The sequence below is a fragment of the Nitrincola tibetensis genome, from assembly GCF_003284585.1.
GTDB lineage: Bacteria > Pseudomonadota > Gammaproteobacteria > Pseudomonadales > Balneatricaceae > Nitrincola > Nitrincola tibetensis.
Genome location: NZ_QKRX01000004.1, coordinates 195,273 through 216,665, shown reverse-complemented (window position 1 = coordinate 216,665; position 21,393 = coordinate 195,273). Strand labels below are relative to the sequence as shown.

Annotated in this window: 20 protein-coding genes; 16 read left to right on the top strand and 4 right to left on the bottom strand. The window is 45.7% G+C overall.

The genetic code is table 11. The features are described from left to right. The 4 genes from DN062_RS07310 to DN062_RS07295 all read left to right on the top strand — a co-directional run bounded on the left by DN062_RS07310 (position 1) and on the right by DN062_RS07295 (position 3,327). On the top strand, positions 1-993 hold the full coding sequence (locus DN062_RS07310; protein WP_112158679.1) for a formate dehydrogenase subunit gamma: 993 nt from the start codon (positions 1-3) through the stop codon (positions 991-993). A gap of 251 nt (positions 994-1,244) precedes the next feature. After that, the gene (locus tag DN062_RS07305) at positions 1,245-1,565 is read left to right on the top strand and encodes a DUF1244 domain-containing protein (protein ID WP_112158678.1); all 321 of its coding nucleotides are present in this window, start codon (positions 1,245-1,247) and stop codon (positions 1,563-1,565) included. Beyond that, positions 1,562-2,080 carry a molybdenum cofactor biosynthesis protein B gene (moaB, locus tag DN062_RS07300; RefSeq protein WP_112158677.1) on the top strand — a complete coding sequence of 173 codons (519 nt, stop codon included), beginning with the start codon at positions 1,562-1,564 and terminating at the stop codon, positions 2,078-2,080. Before DN062_RS07305 ends, moaB begins: the two co-directional genes overlap by 4 nt. 29 nt (positions 2,081-2,109) lie before the next feature. Next, entirely contained in the window at positions 2,110-3,327 is a 1,218-nt protein-coding gene (locus DN062_RS07295; RefSeq protein WP_112158676.1) for a molybdopterin molybdotransferase MoeA, read from the top strand. Here the strand turns inward: DN062_RS07295 and DN062_RS07290 are convergent. Then, positions 3,297-5,390, bottom strand: coding sequence for a sensor histidine kinase (locus DN062_RS07290; RefSeq protein WP_112158675.1), 2,094 nt, complete (start codon positions 5,388-5,390; stop codon positions 3,297-3,299). The two genes, DN062_RS07295 and DN062_RS07290, sit on opposite strands and share 31 nt — an antisense overlap. Next, a complete protein-coding gene (locus tag DN062_RS07285) occupies positions 5,387-6,790 on the bottom strand; it encodes a sigma-54-dependent transcriptional regulator (RefSeq protein WP_112158674.1) in 1,404 nt (467 codons plus the stop codon). Before DN062_RS07285 ends, DN062_RS07290 begins: the two co-directional genes overlap by 4 nt. Before the next feature lie 244 nt (positions 6,791-7,034). Between DN062_RS07285 and DN062_RS07280 the strand changes: the two genes are divergently transcribed. The 10 genes from DN062_RS07280 to DN062_RS07235 all read left to right on the top strand — a co-directional run bounded on the left by DN062_RS07280 (position 7,035) and on the right by DN062_RS07235 (position 15,465). Beyond that, entirely contained in the window at positions 7,035-7,847 is an 813-nt protein-coding gene (locus DN062_RS07280; RefSeq protein ID WP_112158673.1) for an ABC transporter substrate-binding protein, read from the top strand. A 122-nt stretch (positions 7,848-7,969) separates the two neighbouring features. Beyond that, entirely contained in the window at positions 7,970-8,677 is a 708-nt protein-coding gene (locus tag DN062_RS07275; RefSeq protein WP_239995728.1) for an ABC transporter permease, read from the top strand. Next, positions 8,674-9,306 carry an ABC transporter ATP-binding protein gene (locus DN062_RS07270; protein ID WP_112158672.1) on the top strand — a complete coding sequence of 211 codons (633 nt, stop codon included), beginning with the start codon at positions 8,674-8,676 and terminating at the stop codon, positions 9,304-9,306. Before DN062_RS07275 ends, DN062_RS07270 begins: the two co-directional genes overlap by 4 nt. After that, positions 9,296-9,892 carry a molybdenum cofactor guanylyltransferase MobA gene (gene mobA / locus DN062_RS07265; protein ID WP_112158671.1) on the top strand — a complete coding sequence of 199 codons (597 nt, stop codon included), beginning with the start codon at positions 9,296-9,298 and terminating at the stop codon, positions 9,890-9,892. The genes DN062_RS07270 and mobA overlap by 11 nt, the downstream gene beginning before the upstream one ends. 99 nt (positions 9,893-9,991) lie before the next feature. Further along, on the top strand, positions 9,992-10,555 hold the full coding sequence (mobB, locus tag DN062_RS07260; protein ID WP_112158670.1) for a molybdopterin-guanine dinucleotide biosynthesis protein B: 564 nt from the start codon (positions 9,992-9,994) through the stop codon (positions 10,553-10,555). Continuing rightward, the gene (gene moeA / locus DN062_RS07255) at positions 10,548-11,867 is read left to right on the top strand and encodes a molybdopterin molybdotransferase MoeA (protein WP_112158669.1); all 1,320 of its coding nucleotides are present in this window, start codon (positions 10,548-10,550) and stop codon (positions 11,865-11,867) included. The genes mobB and moeA overlap by 8 nt, the downstream gene beginning before the upstream one ends. Next, positions 11,868-12,668 (top strand): cyclic pyranopterin monophosphate synthase MoaC, encoded by an 801-nt coding sequence (gene moaC / locus DN062_RS07250; protein WP_112158668.1) that lies wholly within the window; start codon positions 11,868-11,870, stop codon positions 12,666-12,668. It begins immediately after the preceding gene. Between the two features lies 1 nt (position 12,669). Then, positions 12,670-13,134 carry a molybdopterin synthase catalytic subunit MoaE gene (gene moaE, locus DN062_RS07245; protein WP_112158667.1) on the top strand — a complete coding sequence of 155 codons (465 nt, stop codon included), beginning with the start codon at positions 12,670-12,672 and terminating at the stop codon, positions 13,132-13,134. Continuing rightward, positions 13,127-14,131, top strand: coding sequence for a GTP 3',8-cyclase MoaA (gene moaA, locus DN062_RS07240; protein ID WP_112158666.1), 1,005 nt, complete (start codon positions 13,127-13,129; stop codon positions 14,129-14,131). Before moaE ends, moaA begins: the two co-directional genes overlap by 8 nt. A gap of 134 nt (positions 14,132-14,265) precedes the next feature. Further along, positions 14,266-15,465: an EAL and HDOD domain-containing protein gene (locus DN062_RS07235; RefSeq protein ID WP_205126680.1), complete on the top strand. Its 1,200-nt coding sequence runs from the start codon at positions 14,266-14,268 to the stop codon at positions 15,463-15,465. Positions 15,466-15,474: 9 nt separating this feature from the next. Here DN062_RS07235 and DN062_RS07230 read toward each other — a convergent pair whose 3' ends face one another. Both DN062_RS07230 and DN062_RS07225 read right to left on the bottom strand, forming a co-directional pair. Next, on the bottom strand, positions 15,475-15,852 hold the full coding sequence (locus DN062_RS07230; protein WP_112158664.1) for a diacylglycerol kinase: 378 nt from the start codon (positions 15,850-15,852) through the stop codon (positions 15,475-15,477). A 6-nt stretch (positions 15,853-15,858) separates the two neighbouring features. Beyond that, on the bottom strand, positions 15,859-17,079 hold the full coding sequence (locus DN062_RS07225; protein ID WP_112158663.1) for a TraB/GumN family protein: 1,221 nt from the start codon (positions 17,077-17,079) through the stop codon (positions 15,859-15,861). Positions 17,080-17,266: 187 nt separating this feature from the next. On the opposite strand from DN062_RS07225, the gene DN062_RS07220 reads away from it, so the two are divergent. Both DN062_RS07220 and DN062_RS07215 read left to right on the top strand, forming a co-directional pair. Continuing rightward, positions 17,267-19,471 carry a bifunctional diguanylate cyclase/phosphodiesterase gene (locus tag DN062_RS07220; protein WP_133256753.1) on the top strand — a complete coding sequence of 735 codons (2,205 nt, stop codon included), beginning with the start codon at positions 17,267-17,269 and terminating at the stop codon, positions 19,469-19,471. Further along, entirely contained in the window at positions 19,468-21,390 is a 1,923-nt protein-coding gene (locus tag DN062_RS07215) for a sensor histidine kinase (RefSeq protein ID WP_112158661.1), read from the top strand. Before DN062_RS07220 ends, DN062_RS07215 begins: the two co-directional genes overlap by 4 nt. Positions 21,391-21,393 lie beyond the last annotated feature (3 nt).

The following is a 21,393-nucleotide window of genomic DNA, read 5'->3' as shown; positions in this document are numbered from 1 at the left end:
ATGGAAAAATCACGGTCTAGAACGAGCGTTGGATTCTGGCTGGTGATGCTGCTGGTGGGCTGTATGTTCAGCCTGCCAGTTGTTGCGCAAAGTCAAGGAGCTGATGCTCGTCGCGAGGCGTTGCAATCCATGCCTGGAACGACTCCTGACTTTTGGCGGGATGCGGCTGGCGGTGTGAGCGGCCGGACGACATCTCAAAGCGTGGGTGCAGACACACTCATAATGACAGAGGGCGAGCGATGGAAGGAGATCCGAAACGAATGGATATCACCCGGAGGGCTTTTAGCGCTTGGGGGTAGCTTAACCGGCATCACTTTCTTTTATCTGTTGGTAGGTCGCGTAAAATTAGAGCATCCAAGAACAGGCAAAAGAATAGAGCGCTGGACGCGCTGGGACAGAGTCATTCATTGGTATGTTGCCACGCTGTTTATCATTTTGGCGTTAACGGGACTGTCAATTTTGTACGCAAAATGGTTCTTGATGCCTATTTTGCCAACCAGTCTCTGGTCGGCCTGGATGATCGCCGCGAAAAATATTCATAACTACTTGGGGCCACTCTTCTCTCTAGGCGTTTTGGTCATGATAGTGAAGTGGATTAAACATAACTTTTTTAACTTAGTTGACCTTAAATGGTTCATCAAAGGTGGTGGGATCGTCGGTAAAGGTCATCCCTCCGCGGGCTATCTTAATGGTGGTGAAAAAGTATGGTTTTGGATGATTGTCTTCGTAGGCTTAACTGTTGCTGTCTCTGGATTGGTTTTAGATTTTCCTAACTTCGGTCAAACTCGCGAAACCATGCAATTATTCTTAATTATCCATGCTGTCTCTTCTCTTGTCTTAATGGCCGCTGCTTTTGGTCATATTTACATAGGGACGTTGGGGACTGAAGGGGCGTTTGAAGGAATGAAAACAGGCTATGTTGATGAGTCTTGGGCCAAGCAGCACCACGACCTTTGGTACGAAGAGGTTACACAAAAGCAAAACAAATCTTAAGTTATCTTAAGCTTTGGTTCTGATTTGATATTGGTTTAAACGGCCTGATAGACCTCACCCCTATCAGGCCGTTTTTTTATGGATAGGGTGGATTCTCATCGTTGTTTTGGATAGGCTGAAAATCTATCTGGACTCATGTGCCCCCTATGTGGTTTTATCTCTCGAATTTCAACACTTTGCTGAGAGTGCGCTAAAGTGTGGGCTTACGGGATATACTCATCATTCAAAAAACTCTGCACAGGATAACGACAATGAAAACATTGGATCAAACCACTCAGACTGAGTTAGAGGCGGCAGCATTTCGCACCTTAATTCAGCACTTAGATGTGAATAAGGATGTTCAGAATATTGACCTTATGATTTTGGCTGATTTTTGTCGTAATTGTCTGGCCAAATGGCTGGTATCAGCAGCCGAAGCCAAGGGTATCCAATTAGGCTATGAAGAAGCACGTGAACATGTGTATGGCATGCCCTATAGCCAATGGAAGGATCTGTATCAAGCACCTGCAACCCCTGAACAGTTAGCTGCTTTTGCGCAGCGTGAGGCCGCGAAGAAAGGAGCGAAAGAATGAGCGAGCCTATCAGTCTCAACATAGCCGTATTAACCTTGTCTGACACCCGCACTCTTGCTGAGGATCGTTCTGGCGATACGCTGGTATCTTTACTCGAAGCAGCAGGGCATTGTTTGGTTGATCGGGCCCTGATTCCTGATGATGTGTATCAAATGCGAGCGGTGGTGAGTCGCTGGATTGCTGATCCGAGTGTTCAGGTGGTGCTGACAACGGGTGGTACTGGTTTTTCAGGACGAGATTCAACCCCTGAAGCGCTGCGCCCGCTATTTGATACAGAGATAGAAGGCTTTGGTGAATTGTTTCGTCAGGTGTCCTGGCATGAGATTGGATCATCGACTGTGCAGTCAAGGTGTTTGGCGGGTTTGGCTAATCGCACGGCCATTTTTTGTTTGCCAGGCTCCACGGGTGCCTGTAAAACGGCGTGGAATCGTATTTTGCTTGAGCAGTTGGACAGTCGCCATAAGCCATGCAACTTTGTAGGGATTCTGCTTCAAGGTAAGCAACTACACACTTAATCATCAATTGAAATCACACAGAGAGAATAATGGCCAATACGCTTACTGCTGTTGATGATGCAATTCAACGTATGTTGTCTGCAGTCGAACCCTTACAACGTTTTGAGATTGTCGATTTAATGGCGGCGGCGGGTCGAGTGTTAGCTGAAGATCAAGTGGCTCCTTGCCATGTGCCGCCAGCCGATAACAGTGCTATGGACGGCTATGCCTTGCGTTTTGCGGATGCGAGGGCGCCACTCCCTATTTCTCAGCGAGTGGCGGCAGGGCAAGCTCCCCAGCCATTAAGGCCTGGCACCTGTGCACGCATTTTTACTGGAGCCGAAATTCCGTTGGGTGCAGATACGGTGGTCATGCAAGAAGAGATTGTATTGACTGCATTTGACGATGTCTGCGTGCCTAGCGATATACGTTTAGGTCAGAATGTCCGCCCCAAAGGGCAGGATATTCAAGCAGGGAAATGCATTCTCAAAGCAGGCACACGTTTGGACTACCGCCATTTAGGATTGTTAGCAAGTGTGGGGATTGCGCAGGTTTTAGTTTTTATGCCAATTCGTATTGCTCTTCTGTCCACGGGGGATGAGCTAGTTCAACCTGGGCAGGTTTTAAAGACAGGACAGATTTACAATTCGAATCGTTTTTTGTTGCAGGGCTTTTTGCAAACGCATATGGCTGAAGTGGTTCGTTTTATACAAGTCCGCGATGGTTTTAAAGAAACCCTAGCGGCTTTGGAAGAAGCGGCGGACAGTTCTGATCTTGTGATTTCGACTGGGGGTGTTTCTGTCGGAGAAGAAGATCACGTAAAACCAGCGGTTGAAGCCCTGGGTGAGTTAAGCTTGTGGCGCTTAGCCATGAAGCCTGGCAAACCCCTCGCATTTGGTCGTGTTAAAGAGACCCCCTTTATCGGATTGCCTGGCAACCCGGTATCAACCTTTGTTGGGGCGAATGTGTTTGTGCTTCCTGTGCTTAAGCGCTTGGCGGGCGAGAGTGCGCCATCCTCACCCTTAAGGCTGACAGGTCGTGCCCAGTTTTCGGTGACCACTCAGATACGTCAAGAATATGTGAGGGTTAAGGCCACTTGGCAGGACGGGCAGTGGTGCTTGTCGGCATACCCCAATCAGAACTCTGGTGTCCTGAGTTCGGCTGTTTGGGGCAATGCCATGGCAGTGATTCCGCCTTCGACTCAGATTGAGGAAGGTAAAGAGGTAAGTTTTTTCTTTTACACGACTCCGAACCCAGATAATAACTGACGCATGGTTTCCTCATCTTCTTGATTGATAACAGCCTTTTCTCGTAAAAAAATACTAAATTGGCTGCCGTTATCGAGAGTTGAGGATACTGTAATATCCCCTCCGTAGCGACGTGCAAGAGAACGGCTGATGGATAACCCCAATCCATTTCCGTTCTCTCTTGTGGTGAAAAAGGGTTCAAAAATACGTGCCAGCACTTCTTCAGATATACCAACCCCTTCGTCCCGAATTCGGATTTCGACGCCGAGCGCGCCCTCATGTGTTGTCCAAACATGGGTTGATACCCATATGTTTCCTGCGGCGGGCATCGCATTCGCTGCGTTCAACAACAGGTTGATCAATACCTGTTGGAGTTGTTGGCGATTTCCTTCAATTTCCCCTAAGTAGCTGTAGTTTTGTTGAACCTGGATACACTTTTTATCCAAAGCATGCCGAACTAATGCGAGTGTGTCCTTGACTACATCATTAACGGCTAAAGTGTGCAGTTGATCGATAACTTGCCCCGGACGAGAGTACTGTAAGAGATTGTTAATAATAGCTCTAATTCGATAGACCTGTTCAATAACCGTATCGATTTCATCTTGAACCAAAGAAGCAGATGGACCGAGCTCGCCCTGAAGTAAATCCATGTGACCTAAAATAACCGCTGCAGGATTGTTGATTTCATGTGCGATTCCAGCCGTTAACTCGCCGAGAACGGCAAGTTTTTCCTTGGTAAATAGCTCGGCTCGCGTTGCTTTTAAGAGCTCGATCGACTCCTCTAGAGCTTCCGTTTTGAGCTGCAAACTAAGCGTGCGTTCTTTGACTTTTTGTTCTAGCCGCTCAGCGGCTTGTCGAATTGTTTCTTGGCGAGCATCGAGCTCGTCCAGCATAGAGTCAAACTGATGTGCGAGATCCGAAAACTCATCCTCATTGCGTAACTGGCCTATCCGCGTTTCGTTCGATCCAGATCGAACAGCCATCACCGAGGTATGAATCCGTTGAATGGGATGGAACAAATGGTTGGCACTGCGCCAGACTAAAATGGCAGAGATCAGCAGTACAAAGGTAAGTGTTAAACCCATTTCGCCTAAGGTGCGTAAGTACATTTCAAAGAAAGGGCTTTCAGAGAAACCTGCATAGAGCACGCCAATCAGTTCATTATTTAAGCCATATAAGGGCTCATATGCACTGATAAACCAGTCGCTAACGACAAAAGCACGGTCGAGCCAAATTCGCTCTTCCACTAATACACGATCGTATACTTCAGACGAAATGCGTGTGCCAATGGCTCGGATAAACCCTGTATCCGAAAGATCGTAGTTAAGGTCAACAGGGACATTTGTGGTGATCCGCGTATCCCCCAAGAATAGTGTTACGGTACCAATACCTCTCTCGGGCAATGCATCTTGCCCATAGACCAGATCCCGAATCTCATCCACGAATTCCAAATTATTGTTTAACATCAACCCTGCATCCAGTACATAGAGCAGCTGACCGTTTGCGTCCAAAATGGGGTGCAGTGTTCTGACGAACATGCCTCGGTCTTCAAGGGTGCGGTCCGTGGGCTTGGCTCTTGGAGTCTGAATCACTTGAGTGAGGGCTTTTTGTGGTAAATCAGGATCAATCTCTTTCATTTCAGAAGGCGTGAGGACCGATAACCCTTTAATGCTGTCTCCTGCCTGCAACCGATTGACGCTGTTTTGAGTTCCAGATGGCGTATTTGCCAGGTCGAGTAATTCATCAGGGCTTAAAATGCGCAAAAAATCGACGCGATAGCGTGACTTCATGTCCTGCAGCAGTGCGTTTAATGAGGCTCTGTCATGATGTAGCAAGTAGGGCGGGAGTGACCAAGTGTGGCCTAACAGCTCTAGATTCTCAAGTTGCCGATCCTGCATTAACTGCAATGTGCTGCGTGCCACAGCAAGATCCGAAGCCACTTTCATATAAAGCTGTCGATCGGTATAAGTGGTTGTCCAATAGGCCGTTAAGCCTATTAATGCCGCCAAAGTGAGTAAAATTGGCGTTAAAATTAGAAGGAGTAAGCGCCCTCTAACGGAACGTCGCCAGGGTAAAGGCATCATGATTCATCAACGTGCATGAGCGAAGGATGACTGATGTCGGTTTCCATCCAACTGGCCAACTTACGATCCAGTGTTTTGCGAGCAACGCCGAGTTGGCGAGCGGCGGCTGATTTGTTGCCTTCACATGCGCTCAGTACTCTTAAAATATGTCGCTTTTCAACTTCCTCTAACGGCCAGCAACTTGGGTAGCCTGCGCCTAGGTTTCGGTCATCGTCATCATGAATCAGTTCATCTAGTGGTAGATGGCCTAAAAGTATACAACGCTCGATAAAGTTCTTGAGCTCTCGAATGTTACCCGGCCAGCTATGAGACTGCATGGCTTTTAGGTCATCATGGGTAAAGGGTACAGCAGGCAGTCCTAAATCAGATGAAAGCTTGCGCGAGAAATAGTGAGCAAGCTGTGGAAGGTCTTCCACACGGTCACGTAAAGGGGGGAGAGTTAAGGTCAGTACATTTAAGCGAAAAAATAAATCTTCACGAAAATTATGGGATTTGACTTCTTCACTCAGCTTTCGGTTTGTCGCGGCTAAAATACGGACCTGAGTAGGGATCTCCCGTTCGCTCCCAACCGGGCGAATGGTTTTTTGCTCCAATACCCGCAAGAGTTTGGCCTGCATGCTTAAAGGCAGTTCACCTATTTCATCTAAAAATAGAGTCCCGCCGCCAGCATAGGTAAACAGACCTTCGCGCGCTCGATCCGCTCCGGTAAAGGCGCCTTTAGTATGACCAAACAGTTCTGCTTCAAGAAGCTCGGGTGAGATGGCACCGCAGTTGACTGGAACAAAGGGACCTTCTCGTCCTGAGTGTTGGTGCAGTGCACGCGCAACCAGCTCCTTGCCTGTACCAGACTCACCTTCAATTAAAACAGCTGAGGGTGTTGGTGCAACACGACGGATAACGGCATCAAGGCGCTTGATAACGTTGCTGTTGCCGAGCATGGGCGTTTCCGATTCAAGATAGCGCGTGACTTCTCGGCGCAATAAAAAGTTTTCCCGGGCGAGCTGCCTACGCTTTAGCACACGCATGACAGCATTCATCATTTGCTCAAGTCGAAAGGGCTTGAGGATAAAGTCAGCTGCACCGACACGTAGGGCTTGAATGGCTGTGTCTAATTCCGCATATGCCGTCATGAAAATAACATCTGAATGTCGATTGGGGTCATCGAGAGCTTCGTGCCATTCAATCCCCGAGCGCCCAGGTAGTTTCACATCAACAATGAGTAGATCAAAATGACAGCGGCGTCGAATTTCTTCGGCCAGGTCGATGCTCCCTGCAACCTCAACTAAACCAAAGTGTTTTTGCAGCGCTTTTTGTAAAAAGCTGCGCATGCCTGATTCGTCATCAACAACCAGTACTGACGCTGAACGGCACAAGTTATAATCAAGAGTCGAAGAAGTCATCGTGTTACTCAGAATTTTTTAAACAGGGTGTTGCGAATTGTCTCATATTCAATTCTATATGTGTAATTTTGTCTCACTTATAGTATTACGTTTAAAGGGCTTGTTTTGGTTTTTTGCCTAGGTTTTTTCTTTCATACCCCGATCTATATGGGTTTGGATAGTTTGTTTAAAAATACTGGTCTTTAGATTGCAGGTATTGCATGGCAAATGTTACTTAGTCTTGGCTCAACTAAAAGGAATACGCATGATAAAACGTTTCACTTTCAGACTGCTGCTGGTCGGCCTTTGTTTGAATTCAGGATTGTCCTTCGCGGATACTCAGCTTCGATTAGCGACAACCACAAGTACCTATAACTCAGGTCTACTCGACTTTTTATTGCCTGAGTTTGAAGCAAAAACGGGTGTACAAGTGCAAGTGATATCAGTGGGGACAGGGGCTGCACTGCGCTTAGGTCAAGATGGTGATGTCGATTTAGTGATGACCCACGCGCCCAAAGCTGAAGCTGCATTTGTGGCTGCTGGATATGGAATTGAACCCAAAGCATTAATGTATAATGATTTTGTGATTGTAGGGCCAGTAGGCGATCCATCAGGCTTGAAAGAGGCAAGGAGTGCGGTTGATGCTTTTAAGCGCATGGTGACGAGTAATGCCCTGTTTATTTCACGTGGCGATGAATCAGGAACACACATCAAAGAAAATGAAATCTGGCAAGCGGCAAATATAACGTTACCCTTTGCAGGCTATCGTGCCGTGGGGCAGGGCATGGGGCGCGTGTTATCCATAGCGGATGAGTTACAAGCTTACGCCTTAACGGATCGCGGCACTTGGTTAGCGATGAAGCGTAAGTTGGATTTAGCGCTTGTTTACGAAGGCGATGAGCGTTTATTCAACCCTTACCAAGTGATTTTAGTTAGTCCAGACCGGCATCCTCATGTGAAAGTTAATGTGGCAAGACAGTTATCCGATTGGTTGGTGTCAGCTGAGGGGCAAGCTCTAATCAATGCTTTTGAAATCGAGGGTGAGGCGTTGTTTTTTGCTTCTGCACATTCTGAATAACGCTGTTTTACTCCTTTACGCTTCATTTAAACGCCCTTGCACGGGGCATTTTTATTGATCTTGAAGAGTGTCTAGGCTAACGTCAGTCACTTTTTTGTGTGTGACGCTTTGGGGAAAATTGCGTGGAATCTATTTCACAGGCTACTTTTGACGCATTAGCATTGCTTATGTCTGGCGATGCTGCTCTTTGGGGAATTATTCTCGTCTCTTTTAAGGTGTCTTTAACGGCGTTGTTACTAGCCTTGCCTGCTGCGTTGGCCTTAGGTTTTGTTTTGAGTTTTTGGCGGTTTCCGGGTCATTGGATGATTGTGACATTGAACAATACACTGTTGGCCATTCCAACGGTGGTGATTGGCCTGATTCTTGTTTTGTTGTTATCTCGTAATGGCCCTTTTGGTGATCTACGCCTCCTTTTTACACAGCCTGCGATGATTATTGGTCAAATTCTGATTTGTTTTCCTTTGCTAGTGACAATGCTACACGCAGCATACCAAGGTGTGTCCCGGCATGCTTGGGAGACGGCTCGTACACTTGGTTGTTCGCGACTGAAAACCCTATGGTTGATCACACGTGAGGTTAAGTTTTCTGTTCTGGCAGCCTTGGTTGCTGCGTTTGGACGTATCGTTGCGGAAGTGGGATGTGCAATGATGGTGGGGGGGAATATTGCTGGTTATACTCGAACAATTACGACGTCGATCGCCTTAGAAACGACGAAAGGCGAGTATGTTCAAGGTATTGCTTTAGGAATTGTTCTTTTGGTTTTAGCATTGCTGTTAAATCTATTGGTTGGCATTAGTCGAGGGCGCAGTATACAGGGTGTGTCGCAATGACAAGTTTATCGGCAGAGAATATCTGTATCCGCTATGGTGGAAAAACACTTTGGCAAGTGGATCGTTTAGTGTTGCCTGCATCTCGGTTAATTCATTTACAGGGTGCGAATGGTAGTGGTAAAACCACTTTGATGAAGGTCTTGTCTGGTTTGTTAAAGCCCGATAGTGGCAAAGTAAGCGTGGGTTTAAATGCGCTAAAGGTAGGCGATGGGCGTGTCTGTTATCTTCATCAGCACCCCTATTTATTTGATGTAACTGTCCAAGAAAATTTGCGTTTAGTGCTAGACAGTCAACGACTGACAAAAAAAGAAAATGCGGTGCGCCTAGAAGAAGCTATGTCTTGGGCAGGGTTGACGGAGTTGGCTTGCCAGTCGGCAAGAACCTTGTCGGGCGGTCAGCGGCAAGCCTTGGCAATGGCAAGAGCTTGGTTATGTCGCCCCGCTTTTTGGTTGCTAGATGAGCCTACGGCAAGTTTAGATACTGAGGCAACTTTGCGTTTCAGTGATCTGGTTAAGCAAATTTTAGACGAGGGCGCTGGTGTGCTGTTAACGGCTCATCAGTCAGGGCCGTTATCAGCGTTGTGTCATGAATCTTGGGTGTTAAAAGAAGGGCGATTGCATGGTAAGTAATAATCACAACACGTCACGCTCTAGCGTCAGTATCAGTGGAGTGGTGCTCGCAGGAGGACAGGGGCAGCGAATGGGCGGGCAGGATAAAGGATGGGTACACTATCAAGGCGTGCCTATGATTGAGCGAGTTCTGTCACGCTTTCAGCCTCAGGTTAATGAGTTGATCATTAATGCCAATCGTTCAATTGATGCGTATCAGGCGTTGGGTGTACAGGTGGTCTCTGATATTGAAGGAGGTTTCCAAGGGCCTATGCTAGGTATCGCAACAGGTCTTACGGTTGCACAGCACGATTGGGTTATGTTTGTTCCTTGTGATGGTCCTTTTCTTGCCTTAGACCTCGTTGAACAATTTTATCAGGCGGCTTGTGAATCGAATGCCAAGATTGTTGTTGCTGCTGAAGGTGAGTTTTTGCAACCGATGGTTGTTATGTTGCATCGCCAACTCTTGCCAAATCTACTACAAGCACTTGAGGAGGGGGAGCGTAAGCCGGACCGATGGTATGCCAGTATTGGTATGGCTAAAGTGGCCGTGGAATCCGAAAGCTTGCGTAACTTTAACTCGTTAGATCAAATGAATGAGGTTTGATTTACCTTATTTTTAGATTGGCGGTTACTTTTTTCATTTTTGTTATGGAATACTCTTTGCTGGTTTATTGGAATAATAACGATAGGACCTGTCATCTATATGAGCGAGTTTCCTCTCCCCTTACTGGGTTTTGCGGCTTGGAGTGGTACGGGTAAAACCACACTGCTCACTCAGCTGCTGCCAAGGCTAAAAGAACGTGGATTACGGGTTGGTTGCATTAAGCACGCACACCATGACTTCGATGTCGATATTCCGGGTAAAGACAGTTACGAATTACGTCATGCAGGCGCCAGTCAAATGCTGATTGCGTCGGCCAAACGCAGTGCCTTAATGATCGAGTCTGCGCGGCCTGAACTCCCTGATTTACACAGCCTTGTCAGCCAACTGCACTTAAGTGAGCTAGACTTAATTTTAGTAGAGGGTTTTAAAGCAGAAACCTACCCAAAAATTGAGCTTTATCGAGCCTGTGTGGGTAAGCCGCTGCTGTATCCTAATGACCCGACGATCATTGCTGTCGCTACTGATTCATTGGCCGAACTCAGTCAAGACTGCCCTCTACCCGTATTAGATATTAATTCGATTACCCAAATTGAACAATTTGTTCTCGATATGAGCCAGCTTTCTCATATGAGCCCAGCGTCACAAGTGAGGCTTTATGACTGATCAATCACTATCATGCTTTGATTTTATTGAACCGGGAGCCGATCCTTTTTTGCCGCTTGAAGAGGCCGTTGAACGTATATTGTCGAGTGTTCAGCAGCCTCCCAGAATAGAAACCATTGATCTGTCGTCTGCTCATCAGCGCATACTGGCCTCGGACGTTTTGTCACCAATGAACGTTCCGCCTCACCGTAATTCGGCGATGGATGGGTATGCGGTGAAGGGGGGTGACCTTGGTCAAAGAGAACATTGGATTGTTCAGGGTACAGTTCTTGCAGGGCAGGTCCCTGGCTCATCCTTACAGCCAGGGCATGCTTTTAAAATCACGACAGGAGCACCCATGCCAGAAGGTGCTGATACCGTTGTGATGAAGGAGGTTTGCCAACTAAAAGGAGAGACGCTCATTATTCCTTTGGCAAAGCAGCCGATCTCAGGCAGTAACGTTAGGCAAGCCGGTGAAGATATCCAAGAGGGGAGCCGTCTGTTACGAGCAGGACAACGTTTATCTTCGGTTCAGATCGGTCTCTTGGCATCCCTAGGCTTAGCACAGATCCCTGTTTACAAACCCATCCAAGTCGCCGTTTTTTCCACAGGTGACGAAGTTCATGCACCAGGGCAGGCACTCTCGCCTGGTGGGATTTACGATACCAATCGTTTCACATTGCTAAGCAGCCTCCGGTCTCTAGGCTGTGAGGTTATGGATATGGGGATTTTGCCAGATGACTTACCCTTATTAATCGATGCACTGGCGTCCGTTCAACATTCGGCGACCTTGGTGTTAACCAGCGGCGGTGTTTCGGTTGGGGAGGCGGATTATGTCAAACAAGCCGTATCGGCCTTAGGTCAAATTGGTTTTTGGCAGTTAGCGATTAGGCCTGGTCGACCTTTGGCGTTTGGGCGTTTGCTGTCAGAGGCATCCCCTGTAGGTTGTTTGTTTGCTGGCTTGCCAGGAAATCCAGTTGCAAGCCTAGTCACGCTGATGTTGGTTATACAGCCTTTAATTCGGAATTTACAAGGTGAGCAGGGCTGGCAAGGGCTGACGTTAACAGCTAAGGCGGGTGAACCTATGAAGAGCCGCCTTGGACGAAGTGATTTTCATCGCGGCGTGCTTAGTTTTGATAGCCAAGGGCAAGCTCAGGTTGTGACGACTGGACGTCAAGGGTCCGGTATTCTCACCTCAATGCACCAAGGGAATTGCCTCATACGCATCCATGACACACAAGCTCAAGTGAACCAAGGCGATTCAGTAACAGTTTACCCTTTTAGCACTTGGCTTCCTGGTTGGCAGTCCTCGCATTTTACTGAAGGAAATTAGATGACTAAATTGACGCATATCGATTCCAAAGGTCAAGCGCACATGGTAGATGTGTCCGATAAGGCCCTTACCGCTCGCAGTGCAACTGCCTGTGCTTCTATTAAAATGCGCCCAGAAACACTCGAAATGATCATGACTGAGCGCCATGCTAAAGGCGATGTGCTTGCGACGGCACGTATTGCTGGTATTCAAGCGGCTAAACGTACCTCCGATTTAATACCCCTATGCCATCCCTTGATGCTGTCAAAGGTCAGTGTTGAGTTTGAAGCCGATCCAGAACTTCCAGGCATGAGAGTGTATGCGACCTGTAAGTTGGCAGGTCAAACGGGAGTCGAAATGGAGGCCTTGACCTCTGTGTCAGTGGCGGCACTGACCTTATACGATATGTGTAAAGCGGTCGACAAGCATATGGTCATTGGCGAAATACAGGTTTTAGAAAAGCGTGGGGGTAAGTCGGGTGATTGGTGCCTGAGTTCTGAGGTATCAGCGGTCATCTTAGATTCCACGGCTACATCTAGTTCGAGGGCAAGAGTATCAGCTCCTGAAATTCGCGTTCGTTTTTTTGCCCACTTAAGAGAACAGGTGCAACGTGATGAATGTTTGATCAATTGTCAGGACCTTCCTGATGAAGTGACAGTAAGCGTCATCATTCAGTGGTTGACTGCGCAAGATGCGTGTTTAGCTCAAGCCTTTGCAAATGATTCCTTGTTAGTGGCTGTGAATCAAACTATGGTTGATCGTAACGCGCAGGTTCAGCCTGGGGACGAGGTTGCATTTTTCCCACCAGTAACGGGAGGTTGAGATGATTCGTATCCGTGTACAGCCAGAAGTCTTTAATGCTGGACAGGAAATAGAGGCAATCACTTGTGATAGAAGGGATGTTGGTGCAGTCGTCAACTTTCTAGGCTATGTTCGAGATTTTAATGAACGACCCGATGTGGTTGCGTTAACTCTAGAGCACTATCCGGGTATGACAGAGCAGTCATTACATGAGATAGCCGAGTCAGCTCAAGCGCGTTGGCCATTGCATGCAATCACCATTATTCATCGTATCGGTCGTTTGACTCCAGGAGATCCAATCGTTTTAGTGGCGGTCGCCTCGGCGCATCGCCAAGCGGCATTTGATGCGTGTAACTTCGTGATGGATTATTTGAAAACGCAGGCCCCCTTTTGGAAGAAGGAGCACAGTCGCTCGGGTGACTATTGGGTTGCTGCTCGTCATTCTGATAGTGATGCCGTAAGACGCTGGGAGAATGCCAATGAATAGCCTTACCGTACCCACACCCTTAATTGATAAGTTTGGCCGTCGAGTGAGTTATGTACGTTTATCCGTGACGGATCGTTGTGATTTTCGTTGTGTGTATTGCATGAGTGAGAAAATGACCTTTCTACCACGAGATCAGGTACTCACCTTGGAGGAAATTGGTCGTGTTGCGTCTGCATTTGCATCCTTAGGGGTTGAAAAAATTCGTTTGACAGGAGGCGAGCCTTTAGTTCGTCGTGATGTTGTTGAATTGGTTGATTATATCGGGACCTTGGGTTTGTCTGATTTCACGATGACCACTAACGGTAGCCAACTCGATCGTTTTGCAAAGCCATTGAAAGATGCAGGCCTTCATCGCCTTAATGTCAGCCTTGATTCCCTTCAACCTGAAAAATTTCGGCGAATTACGCGCATAGGTGATTTAAAAAAGGTGTTAACCGGTATAGATGCGGCATTGGAAGCTGGTTTTCAGCGAATCAAACTGAATGCTGTGATTATGCGTGGTCGAAATGACGATGAAATTCTGGATTTGGTTAATTTTGTCAGAAATAAGCAGATTGACATTAGTTTTATTGAAGAGATGCCCTTAGGTCATATTTCTGACCATGGTCGCGACGAGACCTATTGCTCAAGCGATGAGGTTCGTGGCTTGATAGATGCAATCTACCCGCTCACGGCATTATCTGTTCATACGGGAGGCCCTTCACGTTATTATTCAATGCCAGACTCAAAAAGCCGCATTGGTTTTATTTCGCCACATAGTCATAACTTCTGTGGCGATTGCAATCGAGTTAGAGTAACGGTTGAAGGGCGTTTACTGCTATGTCTGGGGAATGAACATTCATTGGACTTACGACCCATTCTTAGGGATAACCCTAGTGACAATCAACCTTTGATCGATGCTATTATTTCAGCTATGGATCTTAAGCCTGAAAAACATCACTTTACGACCGATGGAGATGTGCAAATAGTGCGATTCATGAATATGACTGGTGGATAACCAACCATACGAGTGAGTCTCTTTGAGGTTTGTTAAGTTAAGATTCGGTTAAAATATTGTATATTAGAAGGTAATCTGGTTTCCTAGACCAATGTATATTCAAGGAAGGTAATAAGACCTATGGTGGATCAGCAGTGAGTGAGTACTGTGTAGCGCTTCAACCTATCTGTGACTCATCAATGAAACATGTTGCCGATGAACTGCTTTATCGTTCAAGCTCAGACGCGACTTCAGCATTTATCGATGACCCTATTATGGCGACAGCTCGGGTCTGCAATGCCGCTTTTTACGAGACAGGTATTGAAGCGCTGGTTGGAAAACGCCTTGTCTTTTTTAATGCCCCTCGTGATTGGTTATTAAAAGCAGAGTTGCTGCCGCCGTGCAATCAGCAGGTTGTCATCGAGATTTTAGAAGATGTCGAAGGTGATAAAGAGATCATTGCAGCTCTTACAAAACTACGTGATCAAGGCTTTACGATTGCTCTGGACGACTTCGTTCTAACGGAAGAGACACAGCCTCTCCTAGATCTTGCCCATATTATCAAGTTGGATGTTCTATCATCAGTCCCCAGCGCAAATCAGTTAGAAGAGTATAAGCGACGTGGTTTGGTGCTCTTGGCCGAAAAAGTCGAAGATCTCGACACGTTTATGCAATGCGTTGAGTTGGGCTTTACTCTGTTTCAGGGGTATTTCTATGCCAAGCCCGAAGTCAAGGCGGCAACGGTACGTAGACGAGCGAATAATCGTGCCGCTCAATTAAGACTATTGGCGGCATTACAGCAGCCAGAGCCAGACTTTGATGCGCTTGAGCATTTAATTGCGCAGGATGCCCAGTTGTGTCTTCGGATATTACGCTTGTCTAACTCCGCATTTTATCGTCGTCAAATGGAGATTAGCAGCATTCGTCAAGCTTTGCTGATGCTGGGGTTTAAGCAGGTACGCAACTTAGTGACCACTCTGATGCTGGCAGATAACCATCCTTGTAACACTCTGATCTTGCCCAGAGCGCTTATTCGAGCGTCCATGTGCGAAAAAATTGCGACTTCTGCACTAAAAGAGGGTGCCAGCACAGCTTTCATGGTTGGCATTTTATCCATGATGGATCTGCTGCTTGATGAGTCACTTGAGTCCTTGTGTGAACAACTTGCTTTGACCGAGGAAGTGAAAGTTGCGATTCTTTATCGGCAGGGGCAGTTGGGTAAAATTCTTAAGTTAACGATTGCGTATGAAACGGCACAGTTAAACGGTGTTAATCAAAAAACGGTTAAACAGCTTAATCGCTATTATTTTAGTAGCTGTGAATGGGCTAATACTGTTTTAGATGCAGTTGTTTAATATTTGAAATTAGATGGAGCTGATAACGTTTTGCCATACTAGAGCGCCCCATACAAAAGTGGCTAATAATAGACACAAAAACACAGCAGCTGAGCCCGTATCTTTTGCAAGCCCAGCTAACTCATGATGTTCTTTGCCTGCTCGATCAACAACGGCTTCAATAGCCGTGTTGATCAATTCAAAAATCAGAATCAGCAATAAGCTGGCAATTAGAAGTATTAGCTCTACCGTTGACTGAGCCAATAGAAAGGCAAAAGGGGTGAGCCCGCAGACTATCCAGGTTTCGTAACGAAAAGCCGGTTCACTGCGATAAGCCCCGACCAGTCCTTTTAACGAATAGCAGGTTGCATAGTAAAAGCGGCTGAGCCCTGTTGCCTTGATTGTCATGGTCGCTTAACCTCCTGTTAGCTGACCGAAAATTCGAAAACCACCAATATAAGTTCCCATCGCTGATCCTAAAGTGGCCAGCATGAATACCAATAAGGTCCTAGAGACACGGTTACGCCACCAGCCTTTCATTTCGGTTACATCTTGGCGTAGCTTCGAAAAATCACCCACGGTGGGTTTGCGCATGGCAATCTCTATGCCGGCTGCGACCATCCCTGCACCGATGGTTGGGTTGAGTGATGTGAAGGGGGCTGCAAAGAAGGTTCCGATAATAGTGACAGGGTGAGCTTTGGCAATCAGAGCGCCTAATGCGGCCAATCCGCCATTGATGACAACCCAGTCAAGTACCATTTGTAGGCCAAGATCGGTGTTTCGGCTAAAGCCTATCGCAAATCCGGCTAACACTAAAACCATGATGATCCAAGGGATGAAGCGGGTCCATTGGCTTCCCGGGGGCACTTGCTCGAGTATTGTCAGTTGTTCGGATGGGTTTTCAGGGAGGTGGCCGCGTAGGTTATCGCTCATTCCTTTCAGATGACCCGCACCGATTACCACCAATACACGCTTAAAGCGGCTGTCTCCATTTTCTTGAGCGAGTCTCAGCGCCATATAATGGTCGCGTTCGGCGATTAGCGCTTGGTAAAGGTGTTCAGATTGCTCAGCAAACTCACTAAAGGTGGATTCTAATACGTCACCTTGCTTTAAGCGTTCAATTTCATCAGCACTGACTTTTTCTTTTGTTACTAGACTGGCAATTAGACCGGAAACTAGATTCATTCGTTGCCACCAAGGCACACTCCGATATACGCGCTTTAGTGTAATACCGATATCTCGATCAATGACCAATAGAGGAATCTGTTGTTTTTCAGCTTCTTCAATAGCGACTTTCATCTCTTCACCGGGTGCAATGCCTGATTCTTCAGCAACGCGTTGTTGAAAGGCCCCCATTGCAAGATTCGCCGCTACCATGCCAGCTTTACCTGCTTTTATGACTTGAAAAAGATCCATCTTAGCTAAGGCATCAGGATCTTTCATCGAGGTTAGACGACCAGGACACAGCTCAATTGCAACGGCATCAAATTCACCAGACTGTATCAAGTGCCTTACTTCATCAGCACTGGCCTTTGAGACATGAGCTGTTCCAAGCAGGGTGTAATGGGTGTCATATTTAAAGAGCTCTTCTCTAGGGCCTAAGGCATGGTCAGAAAATGTCTGTGCTTGAGTCATAACGCTCTACATTGATTATTCAGTTAAAAGTAAATAGTTGTGATTTTACTCTGCGAGCTGCCAGAGTGCACGACGGATTCGATTTTTTTCGGTTTATTGTGAATCCCGACTCATCGAGATAGTAAATTCATCTATTTTAGTGCTAAATTCGTATTGAAAATCAAAAGCAATTTTGCCGAGGTGGTGTGTGGTCGATGATGATTTGATTGAATTTGCGGACGAGGATGAGCCTGCAGCATCACTGGCTGGAACAAACTCACGCTACTTGGTTCGAAAAATATTAATAGTTGATGATGATGAGGACGTTCATCTCGCCACGGAGCTTGCCTTGCGTGGTCAAACCTTTGACGGTGCTTCTCCTGTTTTTTTACATGCCTATACATCAGAAGAGGCATTTGACTGCCTATCTAATGAACCCGATATTGCAGTGATTTTACTTGATGTTGTGATGGAATCCGAAGAGGCAGGTTTACTTCTTGTTCGCCAAATTCGGGAAATCTTAGATTTGCAAAACGTCCGTATTATCTTGAGAACCGGACAACCTGGCTATGCGCCTGAACTCGATACCATTTCTAAATACGACATCAATGATTACAAAACAAAAAGTGAATTAACGCGCGAAAAACTCTATACGGCTATTATTACCGCGCTTCGTAGCTATAACCAATTGGTTCGTTTAGATCACAATCGTCAGGGATTGACACGTATTATCCAATCCACAAACAACCTGATGCTCAAGGAGGGTTTACACGAGTTTGCTGAGGGGGTAATCACTCAGCTCGCAGGCTTTATGGGGGTTGATCCAGATGGACTGGTTTGCTTTGGTGCCTATACCGCAGATACTGCTTCAGATAGCCATATGCCGGTCAAGGTGATTGCCAGTGCAGGACGTTATGCACAGTGGATGGGACAAACAACAGAATTTGAAAAAAGTTTGATTTGGCAACAGGTCCATAAGTGCTTTGAACAAAGAGAAAATATCTTATCTGATGGAGTATCTTGCTTTTATTTTGAGCCAGAGTCTCATGCACGGTATGTTGTGTATTTGGATACGCCAACTTCAGTTGGAGAAGATGAGTTACGCATGGTTAAAATGTTTACTCATAATATTAGCTTGTGCGCAAAAAACTTGAGTTTACTAGAGCAGCTTAAAAGAATTGCTTATGAAGATACCTTAACTGGGCTACTCAATCGTAATGGCTTAATTGAGTATTTAAATAAAGGGATTCCTGAGACTGGGGCATTGTTGCTGATAGATCTAGATCAGTTTTCGATGCTGAATGATACATTTGGTATTGATTACGGAGACACGCTTTTATGTGCTTTAGCTGAACGCTATCAGCATCATCCTAATGTTTTAAAGGCAGGGAGGCTTTGGGCTGATCAGTTTGCATTGGTTGTTGATTCAAATGCCTGCATACAGGATTTAATACTCGATATTTCTAAACCCATTAATGTTAAAGACGTATGGCGCTTACTCACCTTCTGCGCTGGTGTGTCTTTCCCAGACACGGGTTCTACTGCAAACGAGTTGGTAGCAAATGCAACAATTGCCTTAAAGCGGGCTAAGAAGAAAGGAGTTAGTCAGTTAGTTTATTTTAATACCAGAATGGTGGATGAGTTAAGAGATCGCTCTATGATGCTATCAGAGCTAAAAGAGTCTCTTGATAATCAAATGTTTACGCTCATGTATCAACCTCAAGTAGATCTTAATACACATCAGGTTGTGGGTGTTGAAGCCTTGTGTCGCTGGCGAAATAAGCAGAATGAACAGGTATCTCCTGATGTCTTTATTCCATTGGCAGAGCAGTCAGGTTTGATATTGTCTTTAGGTGAATGGGTTTTACATAAAGCGCTAGACGATTTACACAGAATACGATGCATAAAACCTTTTGTGCGAATGGCCGTTAATGTATCAACCTTGCAGTTTAATGACCCTGATTTTGAGAAGGTGGTCTCGAATGCGTTGGCGTTGGCAGGTTTGAGTGGTAACTGTCTAGATATTGAAATCACTGAGTCAGTCGGTGTGCTGGGTTCTGTTGAAGTTGAAGAAAAGCTGGCTCGTCTGAAAAAACTCGGTGTAATGATTTCAATTGATGATTTTGGCACTGGTTTCTCGTCTTTATCCTATTTGGATAAGCTAAGTGCGGATCAACTTAAAATTGATAAATCCTTTGTTAGTTGTATGAATCCGATAAACAGTGGATCAAATATTGCCGATATGATCGTTGCGCTTGGACGCAAATTTCACCTTAATGTTATCGCTGAAGGAATTGAAACTGAGGAGCAGTTCAATGCACTCAAAGCACAAGGTTGTCATCAAGGACAGGGCTATTGGTTTTCAAAGCCTCTTGTAATAGATGACTTGGTTAATTGGTTGGAGCAAAAATGATGCTGCCTTTAACTGGACAAATGATTAAGTTCAGAGTCTTGGTTTGGGTTGCAGTATTTATTATTTCATCTTTGGGTTTGCTGATTTTTTTTGCTTTGGATCAATCGCAGAGAAATGCAAATAAAGTCATTAAAATGGCGGAGTTATCTATTGGTGGTCACGTAAACGACCAACTTCAAGCAACGGCACAGGCGTTGAATGAGGAGATAAAAACACTTTTACAGCAGGGCTTTGAACCACCCTTGGTTGTCTCTTCAATATTAGCGTCAGCGAGTGGTTGGGAATTTCCAATGCAACGGCGCGATGCGCGCGATATGTTAAGATCTGTTCTTGCCGCACATTCAAATGTAGAGTCTATCTACGTGCATTTTGAACCGAATGCCTTCGATGGTTTAGATAGTTTTTATCGACTTGATCCACAGACAAGCTCTCAGCAGGGAACATTTGAACTTTACTGGGTTAGAGAAGACGATGGCATTGTTTTTGTTCCAACACCGGATCCAAGTATCAAGTATGATTCAACCATAGATAGATATGGTCTACGCAAAGCTGAGTGGTATTTGTGCCCTTTTGAAACACAGCAACCCTGTGTTACAGATCCCTATTATTGGGAAACTGTTCCTGGTATCCCTGTTTTAATGGTTTCCTTAACCTTTCCAATCATTAAAGATGAGCAGTTTATTGGTATCGCGGGAGCGGATATCAATGTGTCAACTCTCCAAAAAAAACTTCTCGTGCTTTCAAGCCCTATTTTTGACGGGGATGCTCAAGTAACACTATTGACTCAAAATAATCGGATAATTGCATCTAATTATTTCGATACAAGTTTGGGTGAGTTCATCGATGTGATTGGCGAAGGTCTTTTTACCGATTTAGAAAAAGAGCCGAACTCTAACGAATTTATCATCCTCAACATGCCCTTGTTTTTTGCCAACGTGCATTGGACGCTAGTGATAAAAGTGCCGAGCGAAAATGTGTATGGCAGTGTGGTTGAGCTAATCGATCGGATACATGATAATCATCTCAATACTCAGATTAAATTAGTGATAGCAGCAGTGATTATTATGATTGTGTCGCTATTGATTGGAGTCTCGTTTGTTAGAAGCCGTGAAAACATCACTCAGCAACTCAATGACACGCTTGTTACCTTGAAAAAAACGCAGGAGGAGTTAATTCAATCTGAAAAATTGGCATCTTTAGGCGAGCTAGTGGCTGGTGTTGCCCATGAGTTAAACACGCCAATTGGCAATGCTGTAATGGCGGCCTCAACGTTGAAGTCGGACGTGAAAACATTTAATCAAGACATTGAGCAAGGCTTAAAACGTTCTAGTTTAAATCAGTTTGTGAGCAATGCTGATGAGGCCAGTTTAATTATCTTACGCAATTTAGAAAAAGCCTCGGCTTTAATTACAGGCTTCAAGCAAGTTGCAGTCGATCAAACCTCTATGAACAAACGGCAGTTTTGTATTACAGAGGTGTTGGATGAAGTCATGCTTATGTTGAATCCAACGCTGAAGCGCTCCATTCATCATGTTGAGATAGATATTATCGATAAAGTTGTTATGAACTCTTATCCTGGTCCGCTAGGGCAGGTTCTGATTAATCTTGTGCAGAATGCGCTGGTACATGCATTTGATGAAACGCCTGGTGTTATCAAAATACGAATTGAAGAATCTAAAATTCATCCAGGGATGATTAATATATTAGTGAATGACAATGGAAAAGGAATCAGTGATAATCACCTCAAACGCATCTTCGACCCTTTCTTTACAACGAACATGGGAGGAGGGGGAACAGGTCTAGGTTTAAGCGTAGTACACAACTCCGTCGTAGGAATACTGGCGGGTAAAATTGACGTCACAAGTCAACGACAGCAGGGTAGCACATTTACTATATCCATTCCGATAAAGGTTGTTTAATTG

Bases quoted from the DNA above. Each gene is read 5' to 3' on its own strand.
- DN062_RS07310 (WP_112158679.1), top strand. From the start codon at position 1: ATGGAAAAATCACGGTCTAGAACGAGCGTTGGATTCTGGCTGGTGATG.
- moaC (WP_112158668.1), top strand. From the start codon at position 11,868: ATGACTAAATTGACGCATATCGATTCCAAAGGTCAAGCGCACATGGTA.
- DN062_RS07280 (WP_112158673.1), top strand. From the start codon at position 7,035: ATGATAAAACGTTTCACTTTCAGACTGCTGCTGGTCGGCCTTTGTTTG.
- moaB (WP_112158677.1), top strand. From the start codon at position 1,562: ATGAGCGAGCCTATCAGTCTCAACATAGCCGTATTAACCTTGTCTGAC.
- DN062_RS07290 (WP_112158675.1), bottom strand. From the start codon at position 5,390: ATGATGCCTTTACCCTGGCGACGTTCCGTTAGAGGGCGCTTACTCCTT.
- mobA (WP_112158671.1), top strand. From the start codon at position 9,296: ATGGTAAGTAATAATCACAACACGTCACGCTCTAGCGTCAGTATCAGT.
- DN062_RS07270 (WP_112158672.1), top strand. From the start codon at position 8,674: ATGACAAGTTTATCGGCAGAGAATATCTGTATCCGCTATGGTGGAAAA.
- DN062_RS07305 (WP_112158678.1), top strand. From the start codon at position 1,245: ATGAAAACATTGGATCAAACCACTCAGACTGAGTTAGAGGCGGCAGCA.
- mobB (WP_112158670.1), top strand. From the start codon at position 9,992: ATGAGCGAGTTTCCTCTCCCCTTACTGGGTTTTGCGGCTTGGAGTGGT.
- moaA (WP_112158666.1), top strand. From the start codon at position 13,127: ATGAATAGCCTTACCGTACCCACACCCTTAATTGATAAGTTTGGCCGT.
- DN062_RS07225 (WP_112158663.1), bottom strand. From the start codon at position 17,079: ATGACTCAAGCACAGACATTTTCTGACCATGCCTTAGGCCCTAGAGAA.
- DN062_RS07285 (WP_112158674.1), bottom strand. From the start codon at position 6,790: ATGACTTCTTCGACTCTTGATTATAACTTGTGCCGTTCAGCGTCAGTA.
- DN062_RS07295 (WP_112158676.1), top strand. From the start codon at position 2,110: ATGGCCAATACGCTTACTGCTGTTGATGATGCAATTCAACGTATGTTG.
- DN062_RS07215 (WP_112158661.1), top strand. From the start codon at position 19,468: ATGATGCTGCCTTTAACTGGACAAATGATTAAGTTCAGAGTCTTGGTT.
- moeA (WP_112158669.1), top strand. From the start codon at position 10,548: ATGACTGATCAATCACTATCATGCTTTGATTTTATTGAACCGGGAGCC.
- moaE (WP_112158667.1), top strand. From the start codon at position 12,670: ATGATTCGTATCCGTGTACAGCCAGAAGTCTTTAATGCTGGACAGGAA.
- DN062_RS07230 (WP_112158664.1), bottom strand. From the start codon at position 15,852: ATGACAATCAAGGCAACAGGGCTCAGCCGCTTTTACTATGCAACCTGC.